The organism is Vibrio nigripulchritudo ATCC 27043 (assembly GCF_000222685.1).
Lineage (GTDB): Bacteria > Pseudomonadota > Gammaproteobacteria > Enterobacterales > Vibrionaceae > Vibrio > Vibrio nigripulchritudo.
Map to the genome: position 1 here is coordinate 23,311 of NZ_AFWJ01000263.1, position 14,187 is coordinate 37,497.

12 protein-coding genes and 1 pseudogene are annotated in these 14,187 nt (G+C 40.1%); 12 read left to right on the forward strand and 1 reads right to left on the reverse strand.

Annotation, left to right across the window (positions count from 1 at the left end; translation table 11 throughout):
* Nucleotides 1–198 precede the first annotated feature (198 nt).
* The 12 genes from RH89_RS28805 to RH89_RS17695 all read left to right on the forward strand — a co-directional run bounded on the left by RH89_RS28805 (nt 199) and on the right by RH89_RS17695 (nt 12,955).
* Nucleotides 199–468 carry a hypothetical protein gene (locus RH89_RS28805; protein ID WP_050811560.1) on the forward strand — a complete coding sequence of 90 codons (270 nt, stop codon included), beginning with the start codon at nt 199–201 and terminating at the stop codon, nt 466–468.
* Between the two features lie 40 nt (nt 469–508).
* Nucleotides 509–739 carry an imm11 family protein gene (locus tag RH89_RS30685; RefSeq protein ID WP_425277041.1) on the forward strand — a complete coding sequence of 77 codons (231 nt, stop codon included), beginning with the start codon at nt 509–511 and terminating at the stop codon, nt 737–739.
* Nucleotides 740–767: 28 nt separating this feature from the next.
* On the forward strand, nt 768–1,178 hold the full coding sequence (locus RH89_RS17650; RefSeq protein WP_004405006.1) for a hypothetical protein: 411 nt from the start codon (nt 768–770) through the stop codon (nt 1,176–1,178).
* 92 nt (nt 1,179–1,270) lie between these two features.
* Nucleotides 1,271–1,690 carry a hypothetical protein gene (locus tag RH89_RS17655; protein ID WP_004405007.1) on the forward strand — a complete coding sequence of 140 codons (420 nt, stop codon included), beginning with the start codon at nt 1,271–1,273 and terminating at the stop codon, nt 1,688–1,690.
* A 254-nt stretch (nt 1,691–1,944) separates the two neighbouring features.
* Nucleotides 1,945–2,580: a hypothetical protein gene (locus RH89_RS17660; protein WP_244410426.1), complete on the forward strand. Its 636-nt coding sequence runs from the start codon at nt 1,945–1,947 to the stop codon at nt 2,578–2,580.
* A gap of 373 nt (nt 2,581–2,953) precedes the next feature.
* A complete protein-coding gene (locus tag RH89_RS17665) occupies nt 2,954–4,168 on the forward strand; it encodes a glycosyl hydrolase family 28-related protein (protein WP_004405011.1) in 1,215 nt (404 codons plus the stop codon).
* Nucleotides 4,169–4,579: 411 nt separating this feature from the next.
* The gene (locus RH89_RS17670; RefSeq protein ID WP_004405012.1) at nt 4,580–6,022 is read left to right on the forward strand and encodes a substrate-binding domain-containing protein; all 1,443 of its coding nucleotides are present in this window, start codon (nt 4,580–4,582) and stop codon (nt 6,020–6,022) included.
* Nucleotides 6,023–6,100: 78 nt separating this feature from the next.
* On the forward strand, nt 6,101–8,785 hold the full coding sequence (locus RH89_RS28810) for an ATP-binding protein (protein ID WP_004405013.1): 2,685 nt from the start codon (nt 6,101–6,103) through the stop codon (nt 8,783–8,785).
* A 25-nt stretch (nt 8,786–8,810) separates the two neighbouring features.
* Nucleotides 8,811–9,920 (forward strand): hybrid sensor histidine kinase/response regulator, encoded by a 1,110-nt coding sequence (locus RH89_RS17680; RefSeq protein WP_004405014.1) that lies wholly within the window; start codon nt 8,811–8,813, stop codon nt 9,918–9,920.
* A gap of 411 nt (nt 9,921–10,331) precedes the next feature.
* On the forward strand, nt 10,332–11,540 hold the full coding sequence (locus RH89_RS17685; protein ID WP_004405016.1) for an MFS transporter: 1,209 nt from the start codon (nt 10,332–10,334) through the stop codon (nt 11,538–11,540).
* Nucleotides 11,541–11,889: 349 nt separating this feature from the next.
* A complete protein-coding gene (locus RH89_RS17690) occupies nt 11,890–12,297 on the forward strand; it encodes a hypothetical protein (RefSeq protein ID WP_004405017.1) in 408 nt (135 codons plus the stop codon).
* Nucleotides 12,298–12,445: 148 nt separating this feature from the next.
* Nucleotides 12,446–12,955, forward strand: coding sequence for a hypothetical protein (locus tag RH89_RS17695; RefSeq protein ID WP_004405018.1), 510 nt, complete (start codon nt 12,446–12,448; stop codon nt 12,953–12,955).
* Nucleotides 12,956–13,040: 85 nt separating this feature from the next.
* Here RH89_RS17695 and RH89_RS17700 read toward each other — a convergent pair.
* Nucleotides 13,041–14,187 (reverse strand): annotated as a pseudogene (locus tag RH89_RS17700) (cellulose-binding domain-containing protein); the annotation flags it as partial.

Sequence of the window (14,187 nt, forward strand, 5' to 3'; positions counted from 1 at the left end):
CAACAACAATTCCGATTTACTAATTTCCCATCAACAAATAGAGTCCTTTCAGCCTCTGGAATTTCTTAGGAGCGAAGTCACTAAAGTGAATATTGACATAGGAATATAGGTGCGACATTTTATAGATATAGTGATGAAGTAATCTGATTTTTCGAAGCGACTACCCTGTTAACTTTAAAGATGCTTATAGAGAAAGTTATGTACTTTGATTTGCAAGATTTCTATTTTAAAGATGTTTGTTTCAACTACTCTGATAATAATGAAGTAGATTATGTTGACGCTCTTAACGGAAAAATCCCTCAGGGCAAAGAGCTAATTTATGAAATCGAGAAAATAGATAATAAAATCAATGAATACGATATTCTACCTACTATAGGTCTACCTCTTGTAAGTAGAAAGCTAATATCTGTGTTTTTCAGAATTTCTAGAGAAAGACATAATAACTTTCCCAGCAAAAATAATAGATGAAAATGGGAACAGTAATTCAGATTTTTCAGCTCTATTTGTTATAAATAGCTATGAGTGTGTTGATATTGAAAGATCTGAGATAAAATATAAAAAGTATAGAAGCGGAACACAGTCAATGAGAATTATTGACTTGTACATTGACACTAAAAAAATAGGAAATTCCCCTATCTTTAGAATTAAAGAGAAAAATGGCTATATAATAGTTAACCAGAATATAAAGGATATGTGTTTAAACCTTAAAGGTCTGGAATTCAAGAAAATAAAGTCATAGAGTTTAAAATCGTAAAGAAATAAAGATAATGAAAAATCATGTAAGAATATTTCCTGAATTAGGTGGATTTGCAATATTTTGTGAGTCATTATTGGTTCAAGAATTAGATATAAACTTCGATCTTCTTAGCTACTTGGCTAATAGCTCAGATTCTGAAGATATTATTAAAAAAGGGCTAATATTTCCGATTAATGAAATAGAAGATGGACTTTATACGATTTACCTAGAAGAAGGGAAAAATAGTGGTGGACAAAAATTTATCTCCGACGGTAATCTGTCAATGTGTGGCATTGGCTACCTAGCAGACTTCAATATAATAAAAATGACAAACAATAATAAAATAATAAAGTTTCCTCTTGAAAGTGGCGAATACATGTTAAGTTGGAAAGTTGATATCCATCTTGAAAATTTAACTATATTTTATACCAAAATAAGTTAAAAAGTAGTAACTGAAAAAGTTAGTATTATTGAAGATAATGAGTATTTTATGGTGAATACTAATTTTTAACAGAATACGGTTTGGGTAGAAGCATGCTAGATAAACAATCTATTCAATTCTTTAAATCGCAATCGTGGTGGTTCGATGAAACTACTCAAGGCTATCAAAAAGCGTTGAGTTCATATGGGATAAAATTGCAAAGTTCTATAGCGCAATTTTACCTACACGTGGAAGACGGACCGACATTTAAAAGTCGGCATGTCGAACTACTCCACCTTCCTTGGTTTATTATCAATTCAGACTATTCATTGCTTCTCTCTACCGCTCAGTCTTCATTTTCAGTCGGAGATATCTGCATACCAATTACCAACTTGGAAGCGCAATCTTGTTATTTTTACGACTTAGAGAGTCATCGTGTTTTGCTATTCAATGCATCAAATGAAAAACCAAATCAGCCAGAAAGAATATGGTTTTCTTGGAATGAGTTTATTCATTGGTATTTCAATATATAGAACGATATTAAGAAAAGTATGTTTAGTTAGGAACAGTGTCTAAAAGCAATGGAGCTGCGAAAAACAACGCCGAAGAAAGCGTATAATCCATACTACTACTGTTACTTCTGTCGCAATTTTTACTCTAATAAAAATAGTTTCTCCTCACACCTACCTCCTTAATTTACTCTCCTGTCAATTAAATTGATACCACTTTATCAGATAGAAAAATGTACAACAAAATCAGGCTTTTTATTATTGAATGTGTTGATCCTATGGATTTGCTTAACGAACGCTCGGAGGCTGAAGCACTAGAGCAAGTGTGTAAAATTTTCGGTCACAAAGTCGCCAAGTTTATCGCCTATTCGGAAAAGGATCTTATCAAGTATTGCAACTACATCTCTTCCATCGACTCTAGCCATGGTCCGAGAGGTGAAGAGCTTATGCCGCTATGTATCCACATTTCAGCGCACGGTAATAAAAAGGGAATAGAATTTGGCAGCGATTTTCTCAGATGGCGAGAAGTATTCGAAGCAATGAAGCCGATCTTTACGGACATGAATGATTACGACGGAGAAGTCTTTGTATCATTATCTTCCTGTGAAGCTGGTAGCCAAGGGTTAGACAGACTAATTGCCAAAGAGTGGGAGCACACAGGGAAAATAGATCCGCCCCGCTACATTTTCACAACCAGTGACGATGGCGGCGTTCGATGGGATCACGCTGTTGTTTCCTGGACTGTTTTTTACCATCGAATTGCTAACATTCAAATCATTAAGAAAGATCAGGTGCAAGATGTGATAGATGACATTAAACAATGCATTGATACTCATATCTCATATTTTCGGTGGGATTCCACTAAATCAGAGTATCTCTACTACAGCCCTGATGATGACAGTTCATATTGTTAATGCGTACCAAATAATTTGGTGAACGATTTGAAGCTGTTTATTAGAAAACTTATTACTAAGATTAAGCTCTAGAAAGTAATTGCCACCCAAATACTGGGTGGCGTGAAGATAAGTTTTGAACAAAAAAATTAATTCGTCTCCTATTAACAAAGTCCGTTTCTTTTATAAGAACTTAGGTGATTATCCACTCCCCTCTCTTAACAAGCTTTTCCTCTCATGATTATCATAAATCATCTTCCTGAACTCGATGTTGAGTAAACGTTACCACCATTTATTCTCGTCAAGGTTGCTGAGGTGTCGTAGGTCAAGCGGAGCTTTTATGGTGGTACTCGTCAATGTTTTTGATTTATCAGTACGCCAATAGGGAAAGCTAATGAACAGAAGAAAATTTCTTGAACGTATAGGGCTGGCAGGCGTTGGCAGCACTACTTTTATCAGTCAGCTAACCAATGCCAACGAGCATACGCCACAAGAAAGCCGTGCTACGCAAAAAACGAATTTAGATTCCGACCACTTTTTCGGTCTGATTGTTGCGGCAAAAAATGCCAGCGCCCGAGATAAAGGTGCTGCGCATTATGTTTGCAATGGAAGAAACGATCAGAATGTTATCAATCAAGCTTTGGCGGATTTAGGAAGTAAAGGCGGAGTGGTTCATCTGACACCCGGAACCTACGTTTGCAAGGGGGCTATCAAGATGCACCACCGCACGACTTTACTCGGTAGCGGTCGGGCAACGATTCTTAAGGCAGTGGGCACATGGACCTCCCAGAATGGTGAGCATGGCGCAGTGATTGAACCATTGAACTCTCGTATACATAAGTCACGAGTAGGATTCTTAAGCATTAACGGCAATCGCTACAATGGGGCAAACGTTCAGGGCATTTACTACCACATTAACTCAAAAGGTGACTTTGATGAGGGTTCTGACGCAATCCATCACTTCGAAGACATTTATATATACGAAACAAATCAACATGGTTTTCATGTGGCGGGAAGTTATATGCGCGCCACAAAAGCGTCCAATATACGTGTTTACAATGTCGGAGATGAAGGGGCTGCCGAGGGAAACAAAGCTCATGGATTTTTCATAGCATCACCCGACGGTATGTACCATCAATGCGATGCCGGAAGCAGCGCGGGTCATGGCTTCTATGTGGACCATGCAAACAATCATTTCACTAATTGCAAAGCTTGGTACTCGGGGTTAAACGGATGGAATATCCGCAGTGCGCGCGGAATGTACGGTGTTTGCGAGGCTCAAGATAATAGTGGACATGGATTTTATATCGAAGCTGGTCCAAACTCTCTGACAAGTTGCCATGCCGATTCCAATAGTTGGCAATCGGATGATCCATCGGCTGACTTTGATGGGTTCCATATCCCTTGGGGCGAACACATTCAGCTAATCGCATGCAGTGCTTACGATAAAAATGAAAGCCATCGAGGTCATTGGCAGCGATACGGGTTTTACTTGGGTCGGTATGCCGAGCATGTGCAGATCTTAGGTACAACCATAGATAACAATATCGGGAGTACCGGCGGCGCAGGCATAACAGGACCGACAAACAGTGTACAGGTGACTGGGTAATAACTGCTTCCCATTTAGCTATTTAGCTGATGAGAGTTCATTAAAATACTGTGGCACCCGATTTGCCATACCAACGCCTGATCCTGCAATAAGGATTTATACCCAAGCCCTCTTTTTGTAAAAGCTCAATCTCCCTAACTTTTTCGGTTCCATGTAAGTCGTGATAAGTGTGTGAACAGACATAAAAAAACGCGGCAACCGATATAATACTTCTTCCACTATTGTTCCTATGGTTGGCGTTTTAAATCAACCTAAACTATCTTTTTAAATGTGTTTTCCTCATCGCTGTTTAGACAACATAACCTAGAAAAATAGCGGATTTCACAAATAATTATTGCGTTCAGTTTAGGTAAGAATGCAAAGATTTTTAAGGCTATTTCCTTAAACGAAAATATGAAAGCGGGTATATAAATGTGGATTTCTAAAGCTAAGCTATTAACGATAATCTTCACAGTCCTTTTATTAAATCCTCTGTTTTCGATGGCAGCCGAAAAGCAAAAGACTGTTGCCATCATTACTGTTGATTTTCAATCAAATACGATGCTTAGATTTGGTAATTCGTTTTCATTACGAGCCAAAGAATATGGCTGGAATGTCATCAAAGCCGAAATTTTTGGCGATTATAGTAAGGCAGACCAATATTTTGATGAATTCATAGAACGAGATGTTGATGCCATTTTCAACGACATGTTGGATCCAAACTTAATCGAGTCTGCACTCTTAAAAGCCAAAAAGGCAGGTATTCCAGTGATAAATGGTGATGCTGGATTCCACAAAGACGTTGTCACAAATATCACTTCAAATAACTACTTTTTGTCCGCGAGAGTAACAAAATATTTATTTGACAAAATGCTTGTTGATAACAAGAAAGAACTGTTAGGCATTACCTGGTTAGATCACCATGGTATTCGAAAAAGAACGGACATAATGGAAGCCATTCTGGCTGAATACCCAGAAATAGAATTAGTCAAAATGCATCACACCAGCATCCCCGGACAAGTGCAGGATTCGAGAAACTTCGTGTCAGACTACTTAAGCAATAACCCTGACTTCGACGGATCGGTATGGGCTGCATGGGACGAGCCTGCCGCTGGCGCTACACAAGCTATTTTGAAAGCAAGAAAAGGGAATAGCGTATACACCACAGGTATTGACGGAAACAAATGGACGTTTGACATGATCAGACAGAGACCACCTTTTCTGGCAACAGAGTCTCAGAACTTTGAGATGATGGGCAGACAGGTGGCGGACTGCATGAACGACATTTTCAACAAAGACACCGAAACTGAGAAAGTGTATTGCGGTGATGTTGTGCCATATAACCTGTACGTCCCTACAATTCTGGTCACTCAAGATAACCTCCCACCTGTTGGTAAATTCCCCTGGAGCGAATCAGGAGAGTTTTCTCAACAATATAGCGACTCTTCTTCCTGGCCTACGCTTGATGGGCACTGGGGGTTGGAGGTGAATGACGGATTGACCATAAACGATTACACGTTGTCTGCGTTAATCACTCCACTTCTGTTTGACAAAATGACAAAAAATAACAAAACGGATTTATTGGTTATTACGGCGGACGATAATGTAGCTTCCCGAAGAAGAGCAAGGATTATGGATGCGGTATTAAAAACGTACGACAACCTTGATGTTAAAGGCAGAGCTCAGATCGCTATTTCGGACCAATCTGTACAAGAAGCACAAGCAGCGGTAGAAGAATTCTTAAAGCAAAACCCCGATTTTAAGGGCGCAATCTGGTCTTCGGTAGACATTCTTAACCAAGGAGCGACCCAGGCAATAGCCAACCTAGAAAAGGGAAAAAATGTATACACGCTGACTGATGTGAGGGGCTTTTAACTGGCACTACACTTATGGCAACGCCTACATAACAAACTACTGGGGTATACGTTGTACTAACTACGAAGAATTCAAAATATGAAAAATTCCAATTTATTCAATAGTATTCGTAGCAAGTTTGGAGTCCCCCTTCTTATAGTTTTCATTATTATAAGTTCTATATTGGGCGTGTTTAATTATTACCAGTCTGAAAAAGAACTGGAAAGACAAGTTGAAGAAAAAATGGAAGCCACCCTAACTCGATTATCGCTCGGGTTAGGGAAATTGCTCTACAATTTTTATGGTGACCAAGTATATCAGATCATCACAACAGAAATGAATGACAAAGAGGTTCATTCAATCCTTATCAAAGACGCAACCAACACGTATGTCACCCATGGTCAAACCCGAAATGAAGACTGGAATCTAGTCAACATTAGTGAAGATTTTCAAAATACTAGCGAAGATCTTTATCATAAAGAAGTAACGATATTATTTAATTCGGTGGGGTCAGACGATTCAGCCGATGATGAAATAATGGGTGTAGCAAAAGTCTATGTAACGAAGAAATTTTTAAGAGATAAATTAACAGACTTAATCATCACCACCGTTATCGAAAGTATTGTTCTTTTTACAGTGCTGTATCTCGCTATTTATATGATTCTTATGATTGTCATTATTAACCCCTTACAAAAGCTAAAAACATCTTCTGATGAATTAGCCAAAGGGAATTTATCTTATGACATTGAGACAGAGAGAGAAGATGAAATAGGAAGTCTCGCCAATAGTTTTGAGATTATGCGGGATTCTATTCGCAAAAAGATATCTAACTTAAATACCTTAAACACAACAGGAGAAGAGCTCTCAGAGTTTATTTCCTCGGATAATCGAGAACAATCAAAGCTTTACATACTTTCCATTATTCAAAAGGTACTCGTAGATTATTTGCACTTGGATTCTTGCAAAATATTCATTTGGGACGAAGAAAATAAGCAGTTCTGCAAAGATTTTGGTGAAATCAAAAGCATCGACACGCTAATGTCGGATGCAATCAAGCATAAACAAGTAGAGTTTGCTCAGGATGGAGATGAGCTGAGATGCTGCATGCCTATGGTTCATGAAGACAGCGTCATTGCCATCTTCGATGCCACAGGCAAAGAAGGAACCATTCAACGACAACATATAGGTAATGAATTTATCTCGACTCTTTTCAGAATGGGGATCACGGCAATTCTAAGAGTGACAATGCTTGGTGACATTCAAAGATTAAATCAGGACCTTGAAAAACGTGTTAAGGAGCGTACAGCGGAACTGTCAGTAGCGCAGATGCAGTCAGAAGAGGCTCGAAAAAAGGCAGAGATGTCGAAAGATGAAGCGGAACGCGCCAATCAAGCAAAGAGCCAGTTTTTATCTAACATGTCGCATGAATTACGAACACCACTAAATGCCGTGCTGGGTTTTTCTGAAATGCTAAAAAACCAAATGCACGACAGCAAAAGCATTAGTTACCTAACAGCCATTAACACTGCCGGTAATACCTTGCTTGCTTTAATCAACTCTGTCCTCGATCTCGCTAAAATTGAGTCGGGAAAAATGGAACTTGAGTACAACCCTACTTCACTCAAACGCCTGTTAAACGAACTGCACAGCTTCTTTTACCAGCAAGCCAGTGAGCGCGATATCCTGTTTGAAATACAACTCAGTGATGACATAGAAGAATGCGTGTTGCTGGACACGTTAAAGCTAAAACAAGTTTTGATTAACCTGTGTAGTAATGCGGTCAAGTTTACCCGTGATGGCAGTGTCACGATTAAGGTCAGAACTTCAGCTTCAAGCAATGAAGCCAAAGTTAATATCTATATCGACATTGTCGATACTGGGAAAGGCATTCCAAAATCCCAGCAGGAACGTATTTTTCACGCTTTTGAGCAAATATCTGGGCAAAAAAGTTCAGAATATGGAGGAACGGGACTTGGGCTGGCCATTACCCTGGAAATTGTCCATTTGATGGGCGGTACAATCAATGTTTCCAGTGAGGGAGAAAATAAGGGTTCATGTTTTAGCATAATGATACCTGATGTCGAAAAATGCAGCGCAGAATTAACCGAGTTCGCCACTGAGAGCTCAACTATCGATTTTGAAGAAATACTCTTCGAACCCGCCAAGATCATGATTGTTGATGACATTCCACACAATAGAAATCTGATTTCGAGTTATTTATCTGACTGGAAGTTTGACATTCTAGAAGCAAAACATGGGCAGGATGCTTTAGATAAAGTTCATGATTTCAGTCCAGATTTGATCTTAACTGATCTCAAAATGCCTGTTGTTGATGGCCAAGAGTTATGCATTAAACTCAGAGAGGACATGGGTTCCAACTGTATGCCGTTGGTTATGGTGACAGCCTCTGCGATGGTTGAAGAACAAAAAGACCTACTCAAAGTCTGTAATGACCTCTTAACTAAACCCTTGGCAAAACAAACGTTGATTAGCTGTTTGCTCAAGCATCTAGAACATTCCATTGTCGAATCAAGCTCTAATAAGGACAGATCTGGCGACAATATAGAGTATCAAGATGTCAACTTGAGATTACTGCCAGACGATCAGCGCATCGCGCTCGTCGAGTTTGTTGAAATAGGGGATACCGAGAATGCAATCAAATTGTGCGTAGATTTACCATCTGATTTAACCAATGAGTCAAAATGGTTAATAGAGATGTTGGAGAGTTTTGAACTAGCGAAGATTTTGGATAGATTAAATTCCATCGAAAATCCAATAAGTTAATTATCGCGGACTGGGGGTAGTTCGAATGAACGAAATTATGATAGTAGATGATACGCCTGCTAATTTAAAACTCTTAGAGTCCATATTAGTGGGTGAAGGCTACAACATAAGAGTCGCGATAAGCGGTGAAATGGCTATAAAGAGTGCAGCTAAGTTTCTTCCTGATCTCATTTTAATGGATATTAACATGCCAGGAATTAGTGGTATTGAAGCATGCACAAAAATAAAATCAGACCCAGAATTAAGTGAAATCCCTATTATATTCATTAGCGCAAATTCAGATACTAATTCTATAGAAGAAGCATTTGCTGCTGGTGGACATGATTATATAACTAAGCCATTCCGGTCTCGGGAAGTGCTCGTTCGCGTTAAGAGTGTGTTGTCAATGATACAAGCGCAGAAAGAGAAATATCGTGCGCAGTTATTATCATCTATGATCAATATTATCATGGGGGTAGCGCACGAAATGAACACGCCGATAGGTGTGTGCGTAACAGCGAGTAGCCATTTGCTGGATCACGCAGAAAAAATGAATGTAAAGCTAGAATCAAATACTATCAAACGAGACGATATTAGTGATTGGATTAACCAAGATAAAGACATATCACAGCTAGTTACAACAAATCTAAGTAAATTAAATCAACTGGTTACAGCATTTAAAACATTACCCGTGCATGATATATCGGATACAGAAGAAGTCGATCTTTGTGAACTCATGAATAGTGTTGTCGAGTCAAATGAAAAACTCCTTGAAAAGAACGATGTAACGGTGAATTTATCTTGCGACGACATTACTGTTCCGACGAAGAAAAAACTCATCTTCAAATTATTTGATAAATTAATTGAAAACTCCATAGATCACGCATTTGAAGGAATAAAAAGTAGAGCTATCGATATTGAATTTAAAAATATTGGTAAAGAAATTAACATAATTTACCAAGACAATGGTGTAGGAATGGAGTTTAATAACTTGGAAAAGATTTTTGATCCCTTCTTCACGACCAAAAGAATTGATAAACATTTAGGGTTTAGTGCGACAATTATTTATATGACCGTTATATGGGCGTTGGAGGGCAGTATTCAGGTAAAATCTGACAATGGATTAAAATACATCATAAGAATCCCATTTAATTAATATTGAGTAATAGTTCAACGCCAATCAAATAATGCTTACGAATAAAAATCTAGTTACAAGCCACTTCCCACCAAACCGGACACCATTCGAATTTATATCACTCGGAAACTTAGTATAGAGCTCAATCCTGAAAAGGTTCATCGAGCTTATCCGAAGAAAGACTGCGTCATAGCCTTGATTGAAAGATAGCGCCCTAGTAACTGGGTAGTCACTACGAGCTATCAACCCGTCTAACTAAGGTCATTTCAGCAGAATGCTATATGGATATTGTTCACGTTAGGTTGTCAACGAATCCTTTATGCATCTCAAAATTGATAATGAGAATCTTTTTCATTAATTCCTTTTAATAGAAATTTATAGCTTGTATATTCAACAAGATGTTTTTGTCATTTTGATAAGGAAATCAATATTATGAGCCCTCTCAAGCAGTTATTTATACTAAATGCGGTTTGCATGACTGCAATGATGTCGATCATTCCAGTGATCGGTCCTATTATTCGTGAAGTGGGACTATTGGAATGGCACGGAGGGCTGGTGGTAGCCATGTCGGGCATTACGTGGTTGCTCAGTGCTAAGAAATGGGGTACGACCAGTGACCGAAAAGGTCGAAAACCTGTATTGCTGATCGCTACTTTAGGTTACGCCATCTCCTTTATACTTATGACGATATGGCTAGACTTATCTTTACAAGCAACTTTCAATACACTCGTCATACTGGTTGGTATGATCGTTGCCCGTGCTCTGGTTGGATTGTTTTTGGCAGCTATTGCACCTGTCAGCACTGCGTTTGTAGCAGACATCACCACAGCAAAGGAGCGACAAAGCGCGATGGCTAGTATTGGGGCGGCTAGCGCTATTGGCTTAGTTGCTGGTCCCGCTCTGGGAGGGTGGCTATCTCAGTACTCGCTAACGCTGCCACTCTACGTATTATCAATATTCCCCGTCATAGCATGGATTTTCATTAAAATCCGCCTACCTGAAACACAAATAAACATTGTGCCGCCAGAAAACACAATTAGCTTTTTCGATCCTCGGCTTCGTTTTCCTGCAATCGCAATGTTTATCAGTATGTTTGCTGTTATCACCGCTCAAATCATCATAGGTTTTCTTGTGTTGGATCGTATCCGAGACACAGCAGAAGAGACAGCGCAACTCTCGGGAATTGTTCTGACAATCACAGGGATTACATTGGTAATCACGCAGGGCATGTTAGCTAAAAGCCAAGGCAATTTATTGCTCAAGAGTTGTTTAATTGGTCCTATAGCTGCTGTTGCTGGTTTGTGTATCGTTTCCGTCGCACACTCGGCCTTAGCTCTTATTGCGGGTTACGTATTCATGGCTTTTGGGCTGGGTCTATTATTTCCGACAATACAAGCAATCACTGCCAATTCGGTAGGAAAGGATGAGCACGGTGCAGCTGCAGGTACAATCTCGGCAGTCCAAGGGCTTTCTTCTATTTTGGTGCCGATTATTGCCACCGTGTTGTACCAGAGCAATCAAAGCTTCCCATATTGGTTCGCCGCATCGCTGATGGTTGTGCTGTTTTTGCTTGTATTGACCAATCAGACAAAATTCAACTCTCCGGATACCAGTCAGACCGAGCAAGCTGACCTTAATTAACTCTAAAGCACAGTTCGGATTGTCGTCGATTAAGATGGCAATCTGAACATCTAATCCTCACCAAAAGAGTCAAAGCTCCCCTTTCAGCACTTCTTCATACTTTTCTTATCAATCGCTGCTATCTACTTATGTCTAGAATCTATTGCAGTGTTACCCATCTTAATGTGGTTTGACCTTATCTCTCACAGAAAACAGAAAACAGAAAACAGAAAACAGAAAACAGAAAACACTATAAGTATAAAATTAATATTGATCTAATTTGTTGATAGTGTTTTCATTAAATTATTGAGCATTATTTAAATAATAACTGACTCCAGAACTGGATTTAACAAAAGATAGAGGTGCATTTATGCTTTATAAGATTTTAACTGCAATATCGGCATTGTTATTTATTTACTTGTTTAATCTACTCTTTTTCTCTTCATCTACGTTCTTATCTGACGTAGGCTTACCTGGTAATGCAGATGCATTGTTTATGGGTAAGCGCGCCGCCATGCTGATGTTAGGAATGGCGTTTTTCAATATTCTAGGGTTTCAAATAATCAAACCGCATTTAAGAGTTCAGTTTTGTTTAATGATCACAACTGTATTGGTGGCATTAGGATTTTTAGGCTTACATGAACTGGATCGGGGTATTGTAAATGAGGGAATCATGACGGCAGTTTATGTCGAGTTCACTCTGGCTGGCTTGTTTGTGATTGCTGCCGCTTCCAGCCTAAAGGGTTACTTAGCTTCTCAAATTGGTCCGGCAGACTAATTTGAACAAACCTCTTTTTGTTGCTGGAACTTGAGGGTAGCCATCTCAATTTTGATTATTTACCAAGAATTTACAAACACATAAAAGATTCATTCGAGCAACCAATCATCATTAGGCTTTTCATCCAAAAGCCTAATGAGACAATATAATGAAATTTAATCTTCCTACTGCGCTTGCGTTGACCGTGGCGTTCGGATCTACCTCTGTTTCCGCCAATACCATCGATAATCTCGTTGCCGATTTCGTTCAAAAAATTGAACAAAATAACTGTTCTGCCGACCTTACGGATTTAGAAACATCGCAAGCTATCTCTCAGAGTTTAGGAGTAAGGGTTCACCCCACTCTTCATTTAATGAAGGATTACCTCATTGAACAGGGTACGCTTGAATACAAAGACAGAGGTGGCGAAGTGATCGCCAAAACAGCTGCTTGTGGAGGCGAAAAAGCAGTACCAGTTCCAACAGAAAGCCTTAAGAGTACACTCGAAGAATCGGGCAAATGTTCGCTAAGCAAGCAAGATTTCAGAAGTTTACTCAAAGCTTCTAATATCGGTGGCTGGGAGGGTTCAGGAGCACTAAAAGCGCTGAGCAAAAAAGGCGACGTTGTTTACGATAAAAAAACAGACAACATGAACATCAAGTTTGGAAAATGCAGCTAGGGTTATCCAGCTCAAATAAAAGGAGCTCTCAATGAGAGCTCCTTTCTGTTCCATTCAAGGAAATTAAGCTAGTTAGACCTACTCGTTATTGTGGGTTCAGACCAAGCTTCTGAAGTACCAGTTTGAAGTTTGCACGACGTTCAGCAATCGCGTGAACCTTACCACTTACCGGACAAACGTCGTCTGGGCAACCACGGTTAACAATACCGGATACCGCATCAACAAACTTAGTACCTACCATGCCACCATCAACGTAAGCTTTTAGCTCATCATGATAGTTCCAGGCTGCGTATGGGCCACCTACATCGCTGTAGTTCTGTACAGACGTCATCCAGAAGAACAGACCTGCAATCCACTTGATCTCTGTGTTCTCTTCCGTAGAACAAATCAACTGAGGGTTAGAACATAGGTCTAGGTCAGCGTATAGCGGGTTAGCCGGAGCTGCTTCAACCAGAGTCCCTTCGATAGTTTGACCAACGGTTTCAGGATCAACGTGGCTACGACCAATAAAGTGGTTCAGCGTACCGAAGTTCTGGCGACCTGTAGTCTGGATTACACCACGACCCCACCAGCCACAACCTTCGATGGACTGCTTGCTGCTGCCATCCCACAAGAATGCGCCCGCTTTCTGACCAGCGTAGATTTCACACTTAGAGCGTTCCCAAACTTGCTTGTTCTCGTCGATGGTTTGAGGGCTCGTCATACAGTGTTCGCCATTGATGTCCCAGCGACCTGCTGCACCCGCGACCATTTTGCCTTCTTCTTTAAGAACCGCATCCGGCGCTACGAAGATAGGAGCTGGCGCGCCATACCATGAAGCGTGCGTATTTGCAGAAAGCTCCAATTTGCTGTTACGTGGACAAGAGTAAGGGTGGTCTTTGCCCGTCACAGGGTTGTAGCCGTAATCGGCGTATTTCTGGTCTAGCTGGCCACAAGACGCACTGTTCGGGTGGTTTGCTGGCGCACCGTACTTAATCTCTGCCCAGTTGTTTTCGTCACAAGCGTTGTAACGGATAGTTTCCTGCATGCTTTGAGACAAGAACGCGGCAATAGCGACTTTGGCGTACTTCTTGTTGGTCTCAACATCTGCGTTAGGGTCAATCAGCCAGAACTGGTTACCCGCAACGCCAACGTTGTGCATGGAGTTCAGTGCTTTTAAGAAGTCTTTCCACTTGTAGATAGTAGAAGGAGCCCACTTGTTGCCCGGAAGCTCATACAAGAGCGCCTCGTTA